General features: G+C 60.1%; 14 protein-coding genes. 7 read left to right on the forward strand and 7 right to left on the reverse strand.

Annotated features, from left to right (window positions below; genetic code table 11):
- On the forward strand, nt 1-1152 hold the full coding sequence (locus U6037_RS14975; protein WP_322843513.1) for an acyl-CoA dehydrogenase family protein: 1152 nt from the start codon (nt 1-3) through the stop codon (nt 1150-1152).
- A gap of 865 nt (nt 1153-2017) precedes the next feature.
- Here the strand turns inward: U6037_RS14975 and U6037_RS14980 are convergent.
- From U6037_RS14980 to U6037_RS15005, 6 genes are all read right to left on the reverse strand, one after another.
- Entirely contained in the window at nt 2018-2791 is a 774-nt protein-coding gene (locus tag U6037_RS14980; protein ID WP_322843514.1) for an enoyl-CoA hydratase, read from the reverse strand.
- A 15-nt stretch (nt 2792-2806) separates the two neighbouring features.
- Nucleotides 2807-3934 (reverse strand): acyl-CoA dehydrogenase, encoded by a 1128-nt coding sequence (locus U6037_RS14985; RefSeq protein ID WP_064390162.1) that lies wholly within the window; start codon nt 3932-3934, stop codon nt 2807-2809.
- Nucleotides 3935-4077: 143 nt separating this feature from the next.
- Nucleotides 4078-5271, reverse strand: coding sequence for an acetyl-CoA C-acyltransferase (locus U6037_RS14990; protein WP_257355093.1), 1194 nt, complete (start codon nt 5269-5271; stop codon nt 4078-4080).
- Between the two features lie 12 nt (nt 5272-5283).
- The gene (locus U6037_RS14995) at nt 5284-6045 is read right to left on the reverse strand and encodes an SDR family NAD(P)-dependent oxidoreductase (protein ID WP_242208099.1); all 762 of its coding nucleotides are present in this window, start codon (nt 6043-6045) and stop codon (nt 5284-5286) included.
- Between the two features lie 16 nt (nt 6046-6061).
- Entirely contained in the window at nt 6062-7726 is a 1665-nt protein-coding gene (locus U6037_RS15000) for an AMP-binding protein (protein WP_322843515.1), read from the reverse strand.
- Between the two features lie 226 nt (nt 7727-7952).
- Entirely contained in the window at nt 7953-8969 is a 1017-nt protein-coding gene (locus tag U6037_RS15005) for an AraC family transcriptional regulator (RefSeq protein WP_322843516.1), read from the reverse strand.
- A gap of 210 nt (nt 8970-9179) precedes the next feature.
- On the opposite strand from U6037_RS15005, the gene U6037_RS15010 reads away from it, so the two are divergent.
- From U6037_RS15010 to efeO (U6037_RS15035), 6 genes are all read left to right on the forward strand, one after another.
- Nucleotides 9180-10859 carry a J domain-containing protein gene (locus tag U6037_RS15010; RefSeq protein WP_322843517.1) on the forward strand — a complete coding sequence of 560 codons (1680 nt, stop codon included), beginning with the start codon at nt 9180-9182 and terminating at the stop codon, nt 10857-10859.
- Nucleotides 10856-11827 carry a DUF3829 domain-containing protein gene (locus U6037_RS15015; RefSeq protein WP_322843518.1) on the forward strand — a complete coding sequence of 324 codons (972 nt, stop codon included), beginning with the start codon at nt 10856-10858 and terminating at the stop codon, nt 11825-11827. Before U6037_RS15010 ends, U6037_RS15015 begins: the two co-directional genes overlap by 4 nt.
- Before the next feature lie 121 nt (nt 11828-11948).
- Nucleotides 11949-12788 (forward strand): iron uptake transporter permease EfeU, encoded by an 840-nt coding sequence (gene efeU / locus U6037_RS15020; RefSeq protein ID WP_322843519.1) that lies wholly within the window; start codon nt 11949-11951, stop codon nt 12786-12788.
- 8 nt (nt 12789-12796) lie between these two features.
- Nucleotides 12797-13996 (forward strand): iron uptake system protein EfeO, encoded by a 1200-nt coding sequence (gene efeO, locus U6037_RS15025; protein WP_322843520.1) that lies wholly within the window; start codon nt 12797-12799, stop codon nt 13994-13996.
- An 18-nt stretch (nt 13997-14014) separates the two neighbouring features.
- Nucleotides 14015-15313: an iron uptake transporter deferrochelatase/peroxidase subunit gene (gene efeB / locus U6037_RS15030; RefSeq protein ID WP_322843521.1), complete on the forward strand. Its 1299-nt coding sequence runs from the start codon at nt 14015-14017 to the stop codon at nt 15311-15313.
- Nucleotides 15314-15340: 27 nt separating this feature from the next.
- Entirely contained in the window at nt 15341-16165 is an 825-nt protein-coding gene (gene efeO / locus U6037_RS15035) for an iron uptake system protein EfeO (protein WP_242208094.1), read from the forward strand.
- A 123-nt stretch (nt 16166-16288) separates the two neighbouring features.
- Here efeO (U6037_RS15035) and pssA read toward each other — a convergent pair whose 3' ends face one another.
- Nucleotides 16289-17632, reverse strand: a complete 1344-nt coding sequence (gene pssA, locus U6037_RS15040) for a CDP-diacylglycerol--serine O-phosphatidyltransferase (RefSeq protein WP_322843522.1) — start codon at nt 17630-17632, stop codon at nt 16289-16291.
- Nucleotides 17633-17642 lie beyond the last annotated feature (10 nt).

Raw genomic sequence — 17642 nt, forward strand, 5'->3', positions numbered from 1 at the left:
ATGCACGATCTCGAACTGACTGAAGAACAAGTAATGATCCGCGACATGGCCCGGGACTTTGCCCGTGGTGAAATCGCGCCCCACGCGCAGGCCTGGGAAAAGGCTGGCTGGATCGACGACGCGCTGGTCGCGAAGATGGGTGAACTCGGTTTGCTCGGCATGGTGGTGCCTGAGGAATGGGGTGGCACTTACGTCGATTACGTTGCCTACGCCTTGGCTGTGGAAGAGATTTCCGCCGGTGACGGCGCGACCGGCGCGTTCATGAGCATCCATAACTCGGTCGGCTGCGGCCCGGTGCTCAACTACGGCAGCGAAGCACAGAAACAGACCTGGCTGGCGGATCTGGCCAGCGGTCAAACCATCGGCTGCTTCTGCCTGACCGAGCCGCAGGCCGGCTCCGAAGCGCACAACCTGCGCACCCGCGCCGAACTGCGTGACGGTCAATGGGTGATCAATGGCGCTAAGCAATTTGTCAGCAACGGCAAACGGGCGAAGCTGGCGATCGTGTTTGCGGTAACCGATCCGGATCTGGGCAAGAAAGGTATTTCGGCGTTTCTGGTGCCGACCGATACCGGCGGCTTTATCGTGGATCGCACCGAACACAAGATGGGCATTCGCGCCTCGGATACCTGCGCGGTGACGCTGAACAACTGCAGCATTCCCGAGGCCAATCTGCTCGGCGAGCGCGGCAAGGGGCTGGCGATTGCCCTGTCCAACCTCGAAGGCGGACGCATCGGGATCGCCGCGCAAGCACTGGGTATCGCCCGTGCGGCGTTTGAAGCGGCGCTGGTGTATTCGCGCGACCGTATCCAGTTCGGCAAACCGATCAATGAACACCAGAGCATTGCCAATCTGCTGGCCGACATGCACATGCAGATCAACGCGGCGCGGCTGATGATTCTGCATGCGGCGCGGCTGCGGACGGCAGGAAAACCGTGCTTGTCCGAGGCTTCGCAGGCCAAGTTGTTTGCCTCAGAGATGGCCGAGAAGGTCTGCTCATCGGCGATTCAGATTCATGGCGGCTATGGGTATCTGGAGGATTATCCAGTCGAGAAGTACTACCGCGATGCGCGGATTACCCAGATCTATGAAGGTTCGAGCGAGATTCAGCGGATGGTGATTGCGCGGGAGTTGAAGAACTATCAGTTGTAATGGCGTTGGCCCCTTTCCCTCACCCCAGCCCTCTCCCAGAGGGAGAGGGAGCCGACCGAGGTGTCTGGCAGTATCCATCGACCTGAAAGACCGGGTCGACTATGGATTCGCTAAATCAGAATCAGGTCGGCGCAGATCATCAATATTCCCCAATCAGTCCCCTCTCCCAGAGGGAGAGGGAGCCGACCGAGGTGTCTGGCAGTATCCATCGACCTGAAAGACCGGGTCGACTATGGATTCGCTAAATCAGAATCAGGTCGGCGCAGATCATCAATATTCCCCAATCAGTCCCCTCTCCCAGAGGGAGAGGGGGCCGACCGAGGTGTCTGGCAGTATCCATCGACCTGAAAGACCGGGTCGACTATGGATTCGCTAAATCAGAATCAGGTCGGCGCAGATCATCAATATTCCCCAATCAGTCCCCTCTCCCAGAGGGAGAGGGAGCCGACCGAGGTGTCTGGCAGTATCCATCGACCTGAAAGACCGGGTCGACTATGGATTCGCTAAATCAGAATCAGGTCGGCGCAGATCATCAATATTCCCCAATCAGTCCCCTCTCCCAGAGGGAGAGGGGGCCGACCGAGGTGTCTGGCAGTATCCATCGACCTGAAAGACCGGGTCGACTATGGATTCGCTAAATCAGAATCAGGTCGGCGCAGATCATCAATATTCCCCAATCAGTCCCCTCTCCCTCCGGGAGAGGGCTAGGGTGAGGGGCTTTTGATTTTGATGTACATCAAGCCTTGAAAGCTTCGCGAGCAGGCTCGCTCCCACAAAGATCTCCAGCGAATACAGGTTTTGTGAACGCCGAGAACCTCATGTGGGAGCGAGCCTGCTCGCGAAGGCGTCAGCTCAGGCACCGCATTTATTTGCCCTTGAACTCCGCCTCACGCTTGGCCACAAACGCCGCCATCCCTTCCTTCTGATCCTGGGTGGCAAACGCCGCATGGAACACACGACGCTCAAAGCGCACGCCCTCGGTCAGGTTCACTTCAAAGGCACGGTTGACGCTTTCCTTGACCATCATCGCAATCGGTAGCGATTTGCTGGCGATCACTGCGGCCACTTTCAGCGCCTCATCGAGCAGCTCATCACTCGGCACAATCCGCGCAACGATGCCGCAACGCTCAGCCTCTACGGCGTCAATCAAACGCCCGCTCAGGCACATTTCCATGGCCTTGGCCTTGCCCACGGCGCGAGTCAGGCGCTGGGTCCCGCCCATGCCCGGCAGCACGCCGAGGTTGATTTCCGGCTGACCGAACTTGGCGTTGTCACCGGCCAGAATGAAGTCACACATCAACGCCAGTTCACAGCCGCCGCCCAAGGCGAAACCGTTGACCGCCGCGATGATTGGCTTGCGTCGGTTAGCCACGCGATCGCTGTCGCTGAACAGGTCGTCCATGTAGATCTGCGGGTAGGTCAGCTCGGCCATTTCCTTGATGTCAGCACCGGCGGCGAAAGCCTTTTTCGAGCCTGTGAGGACGATGCAACCGATGTTCGCATCGGCTTCCAGCGCATCAAGGGCCTGATTCACTTCGCTGACCAACTGCGCATTCAACGCGTTCAGCGCCTGCGGGCGATTGAGGGTGATCAGGCCTACGCGGCCGTGGGTTTCCAACAGAATGGTTTCATAAGTCATGAATAAAATTCCTTCTCAAAGATTGCGCGAAATAACCATGCGCTGAATATCGCTGGTGCCTTCGTAGATCTGGCAGACGCGCACGTCGCGGTAGATCCGTTCCAGCGGGAAGTCGTTGAGGTAACCGTAGCCGCCAAGGGTTTGCAAGGCCATCGAGCAGACCTTTTCGGCCATCTCCGAGGCGAACAGCTTGGCCATCGACGCCTCGACCAGCGCCGGTTGGCCACTGTCACGCAGGGCCGCCGCGTAGTGCACCATTTGCCGGGCAACGGCTATCTGTGTAGCCATGTCGGCCAAGCGAAATGCCACGGCCTGATGCTCGATGATCGGCTTGCCGAAGGTGTCGCGCTCGCGGGCGTAATCACGCGCCGCTTCGAACGCCGCGCGGGCCATGCCCACCGATTGCGAAGCGATGCCGACGCGGCCGCCTTCGAGGTTGGCCAAGGCGATCTTGTAGCCCTCGCCCTCTTCGCCCAAGCGGTTGGCCACCGGCACTTTTACATCTTCGAAGAGAATCTGACAGGTGTCGGAGGCGTGCTGGCCGAGTTTGTCTTCGACGCGGGCGACTTTATAGCCCGGCGAATCGGTCGGCACGATAAACGCGCTGATGCCGCGCTTGCCGGCGCTCGGATCGGTCACCGCAAACACGATGACGATCCCGGCGTTTTGCCCGGAGGTGATGAACTGTTTGCAGCCATTCAGCACGTAGTGATCGCCTTCCAGGCGTGCGCGGGTTTTCAGGCTGCTGGCATCGGAACCAGCCTGCGGTTCGGTCAGCGCGAAGGCGCCGAGCATGGCGCCGCTGGCCAAGGGTTTGAGAAAGCGTTCACGCTGATCATCGTTGCCGAACTTGAGAATCGGCACGCAACCCACCGAGTTGTGCACGCTCATGATCGTCGAACAGGCGCCGTCGCCGGCGGCGATTTCTTCCAGGGCCATGGCGTAGGCCAGATAACCGGTGTCGCAACCGCCCCACTGCTCCGGCACGAGCATGCCGAAGAAGCCCAGCTCAGCCATTTGGCCGATGGCTTCCTTGGGAAAACGGTGCTCGCGATCCCACTCGGCGGCGAACGGCTTCAAGCGTTCCTCGGCGAACTGCCGGGCCATGTCGCGGATCTGGGTTTGGTCTTCGTTGGGAATCATGGTGAATCCTTAAATATCAGTCGCACCGCTTTCACCTGTAGGAGTGAGCCTGCTCGCGATAGCGGTGGGTCATATAAATCAGTGGTGACTGACACGACGTCATCGCGAGCAGGCTCACTCCTACAAGGGGATTGGCGTTTGTTTCAGTAGACGCATTCCACAGCCATGGCTGTCGCTTCGCCGCCGCCGATGCAGATCGCCGCGATACCGCGTTTCTGCTTCCGCTGGCGCAACGCCGACAGCAACGTCACCAGAATCCGTGCACCCGACGCACCGATCGGATGGCCGAGCGCACAGGCCCCACCATGCACATTCAACTTGTCATGGGGAATTTCCAGATGCGTCATCGCCGCCATGCCAACCACGGCAAACGCTTCGTTGACCTCGAACAGATCGACGTCACCCAGCGACCAGCCGGTTTTCTTGATCAACTTCTTGATCGCACCAATCGGCGCCACCGGAAACAGGCCTGGGGTGTCGGCGAACGCAGCATGGCCATGAATTACCGCCAGCGGTTTCAGCCCGAGTTTCTGTGCCTGCGACTGACGCATCAGCACCAGCGCCGCCGCACCGTCAGAGATCGAACTGGAATTCGCCGCCGTCACCGTGCCGCCCTCGCGGAACGCCGGTTTCAGCGAGGCCACTTTGTCGAGTTTGGCTTTCGGTGGCTGTTCGTCATGGCTGATCAGCACCTGCTCTTTGCCGACGGTCACGGTGAGCGGGACGATTTCGTCCTTGAAGCTGCCGTCCTTGATCGCCTGCTGCGCGCGGGTGGTCGAGGCGATAGCAAAGGCGTCCTGCGCTTCACGACTGAAGTGGTTGGTCTCGGCGCAATCCTCGGCGAAGGTGCCCATCAGACGCCCCTTGTCGTAGGCGTCTTCGAGACCGTCGAGGAACATCGAGTCGAGCACGCGACCATGGCCCATGCGATAACCGGCGCGGGCGCGATCAAGCAAGTACGGCGAGTTGGACATGCTTTCCATACCACCGGCGATCACCACGTCGGCGCTGCCGGCAACCAGCATGTCGTGGGCGAGAATGGTGGTTTCCATGCCCGAACCGCACATCTTGTTGACGGTGGTGCAACGGGTCGATTTATCCAGCCCGGCGCCCAGCGCAGCCTGACGTGCAGGTGCCTGGCCGAGCCCGGCAGGCAGCACACAACCGAACAGCACTTCATCGACCGAGTCGCTGGCGACACCGGCACGCTCAACCGCAGCCTTGATCGCCGCAGCACCGAGTTGCGGCGCGGTAAGACTTTTCAGTTCGCCCTGAAAGCCGCCCATTGGCGTGCGCACGGCGCTGACGATAACAATCGGATCGTTGGAAATAGTCATGACAAATCCTCCTTACTTGGCGGCCATGCGCAAGGCACCGTCGAGACGGATCACCTCGCCGTTGAGCATGCTGTTTTCGATGATATGCCGAACCAGTGCGGCGTACTCGGCGGGCTTGCCCAGACGTGGCGGGAACGGTACGCCGGCAGCCAGCGAATCGCGGACTTCCGGGGTCATGCCGGCCATCATCGGCGTTTCAAAAATGCCTGGGGCAATGGTCATCACACGGATACCGAAGCGCGCCAGTTCGCGGGCGGCGGGCAGCGTCAGGCTGGCGATCGCGCCTTTGGAGGCCGCGTAAGCCGCTTGGCCGATCTGACCGTCGAACGCTGCCACCGAGGCAGTGTTGATGATCACGCCGCGTTCGCCGTCCGCGTTGGCTTCGCTCTCGGCGATCGCCGCAGCTGCCAGACGCAGCATGTTGAAGCTGCCGATCAGGTTGACGTTGATCACCTGAGCAAAACTACTCAGTGCATGCGGGCCGTTTTTGCCGAGGATCTTCTCGCCACGCACGATACCGGCGCAGTTGACCAGACCGTTGAGGCTGCCAAACGCTGCGACGGTCGCTTGCACGGCGGCTTCGGCGGCAGCTTCATTGCTGATATCGGCAACCACGCTTTTCGCGCCGAGACGCTGAGCCTGCGCGGCGACCGCTTCGGCATTCATGTCCACCAGCATCACTTTGGCGCCGGCACTGACCAGCAATTCAGCGCTGGCGGCACCGAGGCCGGATGCGCCGCCGGTGACGATAAAAACCTTGTTCTCGATCTGCATGACTGTATTTCCTGATTCAAGCTGAAACGTTATGCGCCGCAGCCTCTTGAGCCTTGGCGATTTCCTGGTTGCGCAAGATAAAGCGCTGCAATTTGCCACTCGGGGTCTTGGGCAATTCGCTGACAAATTCGATTTCACGCGGGTACGAATGCGCGGCCAGACGCTTGCGCACGTGTTGGCGCAGCTCCTCCGCGAGTTCTGGGGCGGCGCGGTATTGCGCGCTGAGCACCACAAAAGCTTTGACCAGTTCGGTGCGCTCCGGATCCGGTTTGCCGACGACCGCCGCTTCGACCACCGCCGGGTGTTCGATCAACGCGCTTTCGACGTCGAACGGGCCGACGCGGTAGCCGGAAGTGGTGATCACGTCGTCACTGCGGCCGACGAAGCTGATGCTGCCGTCCGGATTCCATTCCACGGTGTCGCCGCTCAGGTAGTAATCGCCGACGAACGCCTTGGTTGGCGCGCCTTCGTAACCGCCGAACCAGCACATCGGCGATTGCGGACGATCGATGGCGAGGATGCCTGGCTGGCCGACGCCGAGTTCGTGGTACTGATCATCGAGCACAACGATGCGGTGGCCCGGCGAGGCGAAGCCGGCGGCACCGACGTGCACCGGATGCTCAAGTCCATGGTGGTTGCACAGCACCATGCCCAGTTCGGTCTGGCCGTAATGGTCGTGAATGACCACGTCGAGGTTGTCGGCGAACCAGCGGATCACTTCCGGGTTCAGCGGTTCGCCAGCGCTGCTGACAATGCGCAATTTGCCTTTGATCGACTTGGCGAACTCATCGCCGCCGGCAATCAGCAAGCGATAAGCCGTTGGCGAACCGGTCAGGTTGGTGATGCCGTATTTGTTGATCACCCGGCAGGTGCTTTCGAGGGTGAACGGGCCATCGTAAAAGGTGATCGGATGGCCCATCGACAGCGGCCCGGTCACGCCGAAGTAAATGCCGTAGGCCCAACCCGGATCGGCGACGTTCCAGAATGAGTCTTCCGGGCGCAGATCGACGGCGTCGCGGGTGTAGCTCTGGAACGCGACAATGGCTTTGAGCGGTACCGACAGGGCTTTCGACGGGCCGGTGGTGCCTGAGGTGAACATCAGCAGGAATGGATCTTCGCCGGTCAGCAGCACCGGTTCGCAAACGTTGGAATAGTTGGCCAGTTCGGCCCAGAAACTGTAATCACCACGGACGATGCCCTGGCCTTTGGCGCCGCCAACGGTGACGAGTGTCGGGCAGTCAGCAACCTCAGCGAGTTTCGGCCGGTTGACCGCGTCAGTGACCACGACTTTGGCGCCTGAGCTGTTCAGGCGATGTTCGAGGGCTTTGGGGCCGAACGCGGTGAACAGCGGCTGATACACCGCGCCGATACGCCAAGTGGCCAACACAGTGATGAGCAATTCGACGTTGCGCGGCAGCAGACCCGCGACTTTGTCGCCCTTCTGCACGCCTTGGGCGAGAAGGAAATTGGCCAAACGCGCGGCTTTGTCCTGCAGGTCGCTGAAGGTGTACGTCGCACTGGCGCCGTCGCGGCCTTCCCAGAACAGCGCGATACGCCCCGGCAAGGCATGGCGGTCGCAGCATTCGACGCAGGCGTTGAGCGCCTCCAGCGTACCGCTGAGCGCGGCATCCACGGTGTGCTGATAGTTGAACTGTGTGGTGGCAGACAAGTAATCGCGCATTGCCAGAATCCCTCTGTTTTTTATTAGGCTGGGAAGCGTAAACAACAGGGGGATAGTCGCGCTGTAGGGCGGTGGCGGCAATGGTCAAAGCCATCAAAGTGGCTGACTGGTTTGGCCAAGGTTTAAGTCTTGTGTTGCCTGGAAGGAAGCTTTCGCGAGCAGGCTCGCTCCCACAGTTTGAAATGCATTCCCCTGTGGGAGCGAGCTTGCTCGCGAAGAGGCCGGTTCAGACAACCTCATTCAGGATCAGCGTCCGATAGTGGCCCGGATTCGATCCCGACCACTTGCGAAACGCCTTGTAAAACGAACTCGCATCGGCAAATCCCAACCGCGCCGCAATCTCGACAAAACTGATCGAAGGCTCTGCCAGCCAGACGATGGCCAACTCCTTGCGCACGCTGTCCTTGAGCCCTTGATAGGTCTGCCCTTCTTCCGCCAAGCGTCGGCGCAAGGTCGAGGCCGACATGCACAGCTGCTGCGCCAGCGCTTCAGTTTCCGGCCACTGCTCGGCGGGCAGTTGCCGCAGATCCTGCTTGATCCGACTGGCCAGGCTCTCCGGGTCGCGGTACTTGACCAGAATGTTGGCCGGGGCGTGGGCGAGAAAGCGTTTCAATTCCTCGGCAGTGCGCTTGATCGGCAGATCGAGGCAATCAGCAGAAAAAATCATTCGAGTACGTGGCCGCTCAAAACGCAGATTTTCCGAAAACATCACCCGGTAGTCATCGGTGAAATCCGGTGCCGGACAGCGCAGTTCGATCGCCAGAATCGGAATCCGCCGCCCGGCCAGCCAGCAGGCCACGCCGTGGACGATCATCCAATAGGTGAAATAAGTGAAGGCGCGGCGTGGCTCGGGGTCATCTTCGAGCAGGACGATTTCCGCCAGACTTTGCTGGTGCACCAGTTGCGCCGGCATGCGTTCAAGCATCAATGAGAGAAAACTCAGGCCCGTGTTCAAACCCGCCGCCAGCGTCGGTTGCGCCATCGCGCTGCGGCACAGGAACTCAAGGCTGCCGGACTTGAGCTTGCGCGGGTCCATGCCGAAAAATTCGTCATCGCCACGGCGGGCCAATAACCGCCAGAGCTTCGCGTACTGCGAGGCCGGCACCCGGCTGTGTTCGGTGTGCAGCAACGCCGGATCAATCCCGACCTTGTTCAAGACCTCTTCGGTGGCTGCGCCCGGGGCACAACTTTGCAGCAGCGCTTCACGCACCAGTTGTATGGCAATGGTGTCCTTTTCCGACATTGAACGTCACTCGGGTGTACGGATTGATCTGTCGGCCATCTTAGGCAGCACTGAGTAAAAAGCCAGCGTTGTGCAAAAGCCGGCTCAACTACCGGCCCCGCTGGCCGATAGGCTGTCGTGTTGAATTGCGCAATTGAAAGGGAGCGGTAAGCGTATGAACGTCGGCGTTGATTTGGCTATTACTGGCCGCCTTGTTGCGGAACGAGGTTCGTGGCATTGAATTGCTGGGCCATTCTGGGGCTGGAAGCCGATAGCGACTTACGCAGCATAAAACGCCAATACGCCGCGTTGCTCAAAGTACACCGCCCGGACGAAGATCCGAGCGGTTTTCAGCGTCTGCGCGAAGCTTACGAGCAGGCAATGGCGTGGAGTCGCCACATGGCGACAAGGCATTCGCCCGATGGCCAAGAGCCTGCTGTGCAAACTCAGCCGCCGGCTCCCGCGCTTGCACCACCCCTGGAGATCGAGCGCGACCCTGCAGAACGACAGGCTGCGCAGTTGCTGGAAGGCGTTTGCGTCGATCAGCTTGCAGAACGTTTTGCTCAGGCGCGGGTTTCACACTGCGAGCGGGCGTTCGAAGATCAATTGTTGATGCTGTGCCTGTCACCGCGCGACGACAGGATGCAACTCGCCGCCTGGGCACTGGAGCACTTCAACTGGCTCAGTGCCTGGCAGCGCGAGGACTTGTCGCCCGCCGCGCTTGATTTGCTGCTGGGTGCTTACTGCAAACATGTCGAACAGGACTTGCGCGAGTTGCTCGACGCAGGCCAGATCGACGCCTTCATCGAGCGCTATCTGGTGCTGAAAAAGGCTGACTGGTTACAGCCGTTCGAACGCTATGACTGGTTCAATGAGACGCTGGCCTGTTTACTGGTGCAATCGCACGTCTGGTCGCCCCGCCTGTTTGAAACGCTTTGTACGCATCAGCACTGGTACACCGACGACGAGCAATCACGCTGCCCGCAAAGCTGGCCGATCCTGGTGAAGCGCCGGGATGACCGGGTGATGATCGAAACCCTTGAAAACCTCGCCAAGCGGGCTGACCGTACCCCCGAAAGCCGCGCGGCGCGCCTGTTACTGACACCTATGAGCGACGAGGAACGACGCGCCTTTGCCCGGCGCTTTTTCGAAGCCGACTGGAATGCCTGCCTGACGCTCACCGAAACACTCAAGCGCCTCGACCCGGCGAGAAGTCAGCAGATGCCCGACGGCGATCCGTATTTCTGGAAATCGCTCAGGCAGCCCAATCAGGACTGGCCGATGTACGCCGGGCTGTTTGGCGCGTCACTCACGGTGGTGGGCGCGCAATACTGGGTTGATCGATCAGGGCTCGGCACAAGCCTTGCTGCATTGCTGTTCTGGCTGTGCGCATTGGCAATGCCGGGCGCCGCCTTGCTGTGGGTATGGCGGCCGATGGCAGACCGGTTGTGGTCTCTGGACATGCGCTTGAGCCGGACATTGTCACGGCACCTCAGTTTCAGACGTCCCGCTCCGCTGGTGCTTCGCCAGTTGTTGCCGTGTTGGGTGATGGGCGCGTTGACGTGGGCTTGTTGTGGAGCGGCAGCTTTTGCCGGGTACAGCGTGGTGATGCTCGCGGCGAGTCGTTTGAGTCGTGTTGCCCGGCTACGCACGCTGACCCTCAGGCGCCCCAAGGTTCGCCTGCCCGTGCTCGGTGCGGCAGGCTCGATCGCCCTGATGGTCGGTGTCATTGGTACAACTGTGTTGGTTTTTCTGATTGCTCGCGCGCAATTGATGGGCGTCGATCAAGGCCTGCAACCGTTCGCCAAGCGCAGTTGCAGCGGCGCTTTCGACAGTCGCCCGGAATGCCGGGAAATCCCTGATTTGAAACAATGGTATGGGCATTTACAGGCACGGGAGACTCAGCGATGAACAAACGCGCAAAAGCAGTCGTGCTGACCATCGTGCTGACCGGGGGCTTGCTCAATATAGTGAAAGACAACCATGCGCTGTTGGCCCCGGTCCAGCGTTGGCTCGAACAACCAGACCTCGCCGAGCAGGAAAAGGCCAGTGCCCTGCGCCCGCTGATTGCCTGCCTGAACCAGGCCGACGGCCGCTGGCGTGATGCCTATGACCGTTACCTGAGCCGGGATCTGAACATTGACCAGCGCAAGGTCGATGCCCGCGACAGGGTTTTCTACGCCAGCGTTCATGACGCGTACGGCTGTCAGATGAATGCGCAGCAAAGCAGCGCTCTACGGAAAACCGCGCCCGAACTACTGCAACTGCAACAACGCTACGAAGCCAGCCTGAAGGCGGCCAACGCTGTGGCCACAAGCTTCGACTTTTTCAGTCCCAGAGCGCTCTATTCGGTCAGTCCTGCGGACAAGGCGGATCGCGACAGTCAGTTCATTCCTCTGGCCAGAGACTTCCTCGACGCGTCAGATCAGCTGCGCCGGGCACTTGATCGTCAAGATCAGGATTTGCGGCAGGTGCAACTGCAGCAACTCAAGGCCCGGGAGAAGTTCAAATACGCGCATGTCCTCACCTACATGACGCACGCGCGAAACCTCATGCTCACGCTCGATAACCGGGTTCGCGATCAGGCGTTTTCGCCCAATGATCTGAGCCTGGGCGCAATGGCACTGCAGGATGCCTGGGACGCAGGCAGCGCGTATATGCAGGCTCATCCGGCAACGAGCACCGCCGATTCGCCTGAGAACCTCTGGAACTATGTGCGAGCACCCGGCCAACGGTATCTGGAAGCGATCAACCGCCTGCACGATCACTGGGCGGCAAAAGCCTCCGCGCAGCAGTTGAGTGAAGATTATCAGCGGGTAGGTCGCGCTTATGATCAGTTGATCGAGGTCTACAACGGCCAGGTCTCCCAGCTGTATTAAGCGCATTTGAGCCATGCGTTGAGCTGTTCAGCTTACGTTCAGGTAATTGTCAATCCTTGCTGTTTGAGAATGAGTGTCATTATGTTACAAATTGACATCTCCTCTTACAACTCGGTGCCGAATGCTCGTTCCCTTCCTGATCATGCTGCGCGAAGGCATTGAAGCCGCGCTGATCGTTGGCATTATCGCCAGCTACCTGCAACAGACTGGCCGTGGTCAATGGATGCCCGCCGTGTGGATCGGCGTGTTTCTCGCCGCCGCCCTCGCCCTGCTGGTTGGCGGTGGTCTGGAACTGGTCAGTGCCGAATTCCCGCAAAAGCAGCAGGAGCTGTTCGAAGGCATCGTCGGTTTGGTGGCGGTGGGTATTCTCAGTTCCATGGTGTTCTGGATGCGCAAGGTCGCGCGTTCGATCAAACATTCGCTGCAAGCCTCGCTGGATCACGCGCTGACCTCTTCGAAGCATCAGGTCATTGCGCTGATCGCCATGGTCTTTTTCGCGGTCGCCCGTGAAGGTCTGGAAACGGTGTTCTTCCTGCTCGCGGTGTTCCAGCAAAGCGAAGGCCCGGGCGCGCCGATCGGTGCTCTGCTCGGGCTGATTCTGGCGATCATCGTCGGTTTCCTGATCTACAGCGGCAGCATGCGTCTGAACCTTTCGGCGTTCTTCAAGTGGACCGGCCTGTTCATTCTGGTGGTCGCCGCCGGGATTCTTGCCAACTCGGTGCAAGCGCTGCATGAAGCCGGACTATGGAATCACCTGCAAACCGTGCTCTTCGACTTCAGCGCGACGCTGCCAATGGACGGCCCGTTGGGCTCGGTGCTGGCCGGCATGTTCGGTTATCAGGATGCGCCGACCGTCAGCACCCTTGGGGCGTATCTGATCTATCTGCTGGTGGCGCTGGTGATGTTTTTCCTCCCGGCACCGAAGTCCTGCGCACAACCGTCTTCCGTTTCCAGCCAATAAGGGCATTCATGTCAAAGCCTAACTCTCCTCAGGCCTCCCCTCCCCGCGCCTTGCGCTGGGCGGTGGCCGGCTCGGTGGTAGTAATGATCGCCGCCGGTGGCCTGTTTTATTACGCCTCGAAAATGGCCGCCGCCAAGCGTCAGCACAACCACGATGAAGTGGTGGTGAACATTCATCCCGGTAACTGCGAGCCGAATGCACTGACGGTGCCGGCCGGCCGCGCCAGTTTCCGCATCGTCAACCGCTCCGACCGTGCGGTGGAGTGGGAAATTCTCGATGGCGTGCTCGTTGTCGAAGAGCGTGAAAACATTGCACCGGGCCTGAGTCAGGTGATCAACGCCAATCTGCAGCCCGGCGACTATGCGATCACCTGCGGCCTGCTGAGCAACCCGCGCGGCACCTTGCACGTGACGCCAACCGCCGCCTCCGACGCTGCCGCCAAAGCCAAACCATCAATGGTCGCTTTCGTTGGGCCGCTGTCAGAATTCCGCGTGTACCTGGCCAGCCAAGGCAGCGTGCTGATCAAAGCCGTGACGGCGCTCAATCAAGCGATTGAAAGCGGCGACTTGAGCCAGGCTCAGGCGCTGTATTTGCCGGCACGTGCGGCATATCAACATCTGGCCCCGGCCGCGCAGCGCTTGGCGGAACTGGACAACAGCATCAACGCCCGTGCCGATTACTTCGAGAAACGCGAGCAGGATCCGGCGTTCGTCGGCTTCCACCGCGTCGAATACGCGCTGTTCCAGCAACGCAAACTCGACGAACTGACACCGGTCGCCCAGCGCCTGCTCAGCGACGTCACCACGCTCAAGCAGCAACTGCTCGCGCAATCGCTGCCACCGGAGCAACTGGTCAACATCGTCGTGCGCAACCTCAACACGCTAGCCGACGTGCGCGCCGCCAGCGGTGAGGAAGAACGCTACAGCCACAGCGACCTCTACGGTTTCGCCGCCAATGCGCAAACCGCGCGCAAAGTCGTCGATCTGCTACGGCCGATGCTGAGCAAATCAGCCGCCGACCTGCTGCCGAAAATCGACAAGGCCTTGGCCGATTTCGACAGCGAACTCGACAGCTACAAGATCAAGGACGGCTACGCCAGCTACGACTCCATCAGCGGCGAACAACGCAAGCAGATCGCCGACAAGGCTCAGGCCCTGGCCGACGCACTGGATGGCATCGATCCCGCCCTCGGCCTCTCCGGCCTGTAAGCAGAAGACCCATTCACGATGAAAGATTCAGAAAACCTCAACCTGCAACGTCGCCGTGTCCTGATGGGCATGGGCGCCGCCGGTGTCGCCCTCGCAGGTTCAGCCCTGAGCTGCCCGGCCATGGCCGCTGCGCCCGCACAAGTCACCGAAGCGCCGAGTAGTGACAAGACCGAAGACCGCCACGATTTCCACGGTGTACACCAAACCGGCGTCGTCACCCCGCGCCCGACCTCGGGCATGCTGGTTTCGTTCGATGTGTTGGCCAGTGATCGCGAAGACCTCGAGCGGCTGTTCCGTACGCTCAACGAGCGCATTGCGTTCCTGATGAAGGGCGGCCCGGTCGCGCAGATCGATCCGAAACTGCCACCACCGGATTCCGGCATCCTCGGCCCGAACGTGACGCCGGATAACCTGACCATTACCGTTTCCGTTGGTGAGTCGCTGTTCGACGAACGCTTCGGTCTGGCCGACGCCAAACCCAAACGGCTGATCCGTATGGTCGGCTTCCCCAACGATGCGCTGGAAGCCGATTGCTGCCACGGCGACCTGAGCCTGCAGTTCTGCTCGAACACCGCCGACACCAACATTCACGCCCTGCGCGACATCGTCAAAAACCTGCCCGACCTGCTGCTGGTGCGCTGGAAACAGGAAGGCAGCGTGCCGCCGCAAGCCCCTGCGAAACCGGGTGTGCCAGCGCAATCGGCGCGTAACTTCCTGGGCTTCCGCGACGGTTCGGCCAACCCTGATTCCAACGATGGCAAAGCCATGGATCGCCTGGTCTGGGTGCAGCCGGGCAGCGACGAGCCAGCCTGGGCCGCCCACGGCAGTTATCAGGCCGTACGCATCATCCGCAATTTTGTCGAACGCTGGGACCGCACGCCGTTGCAGGAGCAGGAAAGCATCCTTGGCCGGGTCAAAACCACCGGTGCACCGATGGGTGGCCAGCATGAAAGCGAAGTCCCGGATTACAGCAAGGACCCGGCGGGCAAGCTGACCAAACTCGACGCGCACATTCGCCTGGCCAACCCGCGCACGGCCGCGACTCAGGCCAACCTGATCCTGCGCCGGCCGTTCAACTATTCCAACGGTGTGAACAAGAACGGCCAGCTCGACATGGGTTTGCTGTTCATCTGTTACCAGGCTGATCTGGAAAAAGGCTTTATCACCGTGCAGACCCGCCTCAACGGCGAACCGCTGGAGGAATACCTCAAACCGGTCGGCGGTGGTTACTTCTTCACCCTGCCGGGTGTCACGGGCGACAGGGACTTCATCGGTCGCTCGCTGCTCAACGCCACACAACCGAAAACCGCTGCATAAAACAATCTCAACACTGGAGCCGCCCCCATGAAAAAGACGCCACTCGCGTTATTGCTGACCCTTGGTTTGCTCAACACCCCGCTGTCGGCGTTTGCCGCGACAGCACCGCTGGACCTGGTGGGGCCGGTGTCGGACTACAAGATTTACGTCACCGAACAACTCGATGAACTGGCCAGCCACACGCAGCAGTTCACCGACGCGGTGAAAAAAGGCGACCTGGCCACCGCGCAAAAGCTCTACGCACCGACCCGCGTCTACTACGAGTCGATCGAGCCGATTGCCGAGCTGTTCAGTGACCTTGATGCGTCCATCGACTCGCGCGTCGACGACCACGAGAAAGGCGTGAAAGCGGAAGACTTCACCGGTTTCCACCGCATCGAGTACTCGCTGTTTTCGGAGAAAAGCACCAAAGACCTCGATGCCCTGGCAGACGGTTTGAACAAAGACGTCAAAGACCTGCAAACCCGTGTTGCCGGCCTGACCTTCCCGCCTGAGAAAGTCGTCGGCGGTGCTGCTGCGCTGCTGGAAGAAGTGGCCGCCACCAAGATCTCCGGCGAAGAAGATCGCTACAGCCACACCGACCTGTATGACTTCCAGGGCAACATTGACGGCGCGAAGAAAATCGTCGACCTGTTCCGTCCGCAGATCGAGAAGCAGGACAAGGCTTTCGTAGCGAAGGTCGATAAGAACTTTGCCACGGTCGACAAGATTCTGGCCAAGTACAAGACCAAGGATGGTGGGTTTGAGACTTATGACAAGGTGAAGGATAACGACCGTAAAGCGCTGGTTGGGCCGGTGAATACACTGGCGGAAGACCTGTCCACGTTGCGTGGCAAACTCGGTCTCAACTGAGTTCTTGTAGCGTATGTTGAGACCCTATCGCGAGCAGGCTCACTCCTACATTTGGAATGCGTTCCCCTGTAGGAGTGAGCCTGCTCGCGATAGCGGTTGTATGACCGCTACAAATCTAAAGCCTTACAAAATCCGGTAGAGCAACCGCTCAATCCGCACCCGGCTCACCCGCTTGAGAAACTTGGCCACCCCGGCCGGGTACTCTGGCAGCGTCTCCAGACTCTGAAAGCTGTCGATCCGCGTGGTATGGCGGAAAATCTCCTCCAGTTCCTTCGCCCGAGGCTCCAGCCATTCGCCTTTCGGGTCATCAATCAACAACGCGTTTTCCAGATCCAGACGGAACGCCCGTGGATTGAGGTTGTTGCCGGTCAGCAGCGTATAGCGCTGATCGATCCACATGCCCTTGAGGTGATAGGTGTTGTCGCCATCACGCCACAGGTGCAGGTTCAACTGGCCGCTGTCGATGTTGCGCTGATGCCGTTTGGCGAAGCGGCGCAAGCTGATCTCGTACAGATACGGCAGCGCCGCAATCACCTTGAACGGCTCGCTCGGCGGGATATAGAAGTCGTTGGCAGTCTTGTCGCCGACCACGATGTCGATCTTCACGCCACGGGCCAACGCACGATTGACCTCACGGATAACCCCCAGCGGAAGGTTGAAGTACGGCGTGCAGATGGTCAGCTGTTTTTGCGCGCTGGCGATCAACTCAAGAATCGCCCGGTTCAACGGGTTGTTCTTGCCGACGCCGAGCAACGGGGTAACGGACAAGCCGTCTCGGGCGGTGCTGCCCGTGGCCGTGTCGTAAGTGGCATATTTCAAGCGGCTGCGCAGATCGCCGATGTCGTTGCGCAGACTGCGCGTGCTCGGCAGGTTCGGCAGATCGAGGCGATGCACCGCTTTTGATTCGATCAGCCCGTGCTTGACCAAGTGATGCATCGAGTCCGCCAGTTCGTGGCTTTGCAGGACGTGATAACGGTCGAAGCGGTACTTGTCGAACTTGTGCAGATAAACGTTGTTCAGGCTCGCGCCGCTGTAAACCACGCAGTCGTCAATCACGAAGCCCTTCAGATGCAGCACGCCGAACAGTTCACGGGTCTGCACCGGCACGCCGTACACCGGCACTTCGCTCTGGTGCGTGCGGGTCATTTCCTGATACCAAGCCGAATTGCCCGGCTGCTTGCCGGCACCGATCAGTCCGCGTTGCGCGCGCAGCCAATCGACGACCACGGCGATTTCCAGCTCGGGACGCTTGAGCTTGGCGGCATGCAGCGCATCGAGGATTTCCTGACCGGCTTCGTCTTGCTGCAGATACAGCGCAACGATGTAGATGCGCTGGGTCGCGGCGGCGATTTTCTCCAGCAGGCAACGACGGAACTCGGCGGCGCCGGACAGAATGGTCACGGCCTCGGCGGTCAGCGGAAAGCTGCGCAGTTTGGGCAGCAAGGAACGTTTGAAAAGCAACGGCATAGGGCTCGCA

The sequence above is a fragment of the Pseudomonas sp. B33.4 genome, from assembly GCF_034555375.1.
In the GTDB taxonomy this organism is placed as follows: domain Bacteria; phylum Pseudomonadota; class Gammaproteobacteria; order Pseudomonadales; family Pseudomonadaceae; genus Aquipseudomonas.

Bases quoted from the DNA above. Each gene is read 5' to 3' on its own strand.
- U6037_RS14975 (WP_322843513.1), top strand. From the start codon at position 1: ATGCACGATCTCGAACTGACTGAAGAACAAGTAATGATCCGCGACATG.
- U6037_RS14980 (WP_322843514.1), bottom strand. From the start codon at position 2,791: ATGACTTATGAAACCATTCTGTTGGAAACCCACGGCCGCGTAGGCCTG.
- U6037_RS14985 (WP_064390162.1), bottom strand. From the start codon at position 3,934: ATGATTCCCAACGAAGACCAAACCCAGATCCGCGACATGGCCCGGCAG.
- U6037_RS14990 (WP_257355093.1), bottom strand. From the start codon at position 5,271: ATGACTATTTCCAACGATCCGATTGTTATCGTCAGCGCCGTGCGCACG.
- U6037_RS14995 (WP_242208099.1), bottom strand. From the start codon at position 6,045: ATGCAGATCGAGAACAAGGTTTTTATCGTCACCGGCGGCGCATCCGGC.
- U6037_RS15000 (WP_322843515.1), bottom strand. From the start codon at position 7,726: ATGCGCGATTACTTGTCTGCCACCACACAGTTCAACTATCAGCACACC.
- U6037_RS15005 (WP_322843516.1), bottom strand. From the start codon at position 8,969: ATGTCGGAAAAGGACACCATTGCCATACAACTGGTGCGTGAAGCGCTG.
- U6037_RS15015 (WP_322843518.1), top strand. From the start codon at position 10,856: ATGAACAAACGCGCAAAAGCAGTCGTGCTGACCATCGTGCTGACCGGG.
- efeU (WP_322843519.1), top strand. From the start codon at position 11,949: ATGCTCGTTCCCTTCCTGATCATGCTGCGCGAAGGCATTGAAGCCGCG.
- efeO (WP_322843520.1), top strand. From the start codon at position 12,797: ATGTCAAAGCCTAACTCTCCTCAGGCCTCCCCTCCCCGCGCCTTGCGC.
- efeB (WP_322843521.1), top strand. From the start codon at position 14,015: ATGAAAGATTCAGAAAACCTCAACCTGCAACGTCGCCGTGTCCTGATG.
- efeO (WP_242208094.1), top strand. From the start codon at position 15,341: ATGAAAAAGACGCCACTCGCGTTATTGCTGACCCTTGGTTTGCTCAAC.
- pssA (WP_322843522.1), bottom strand. From the start codon at position 17,632: ATGCCGTTGCTTTTCAAACGTTCCTTGCTGCCCAAACTGCGCAGCTTT.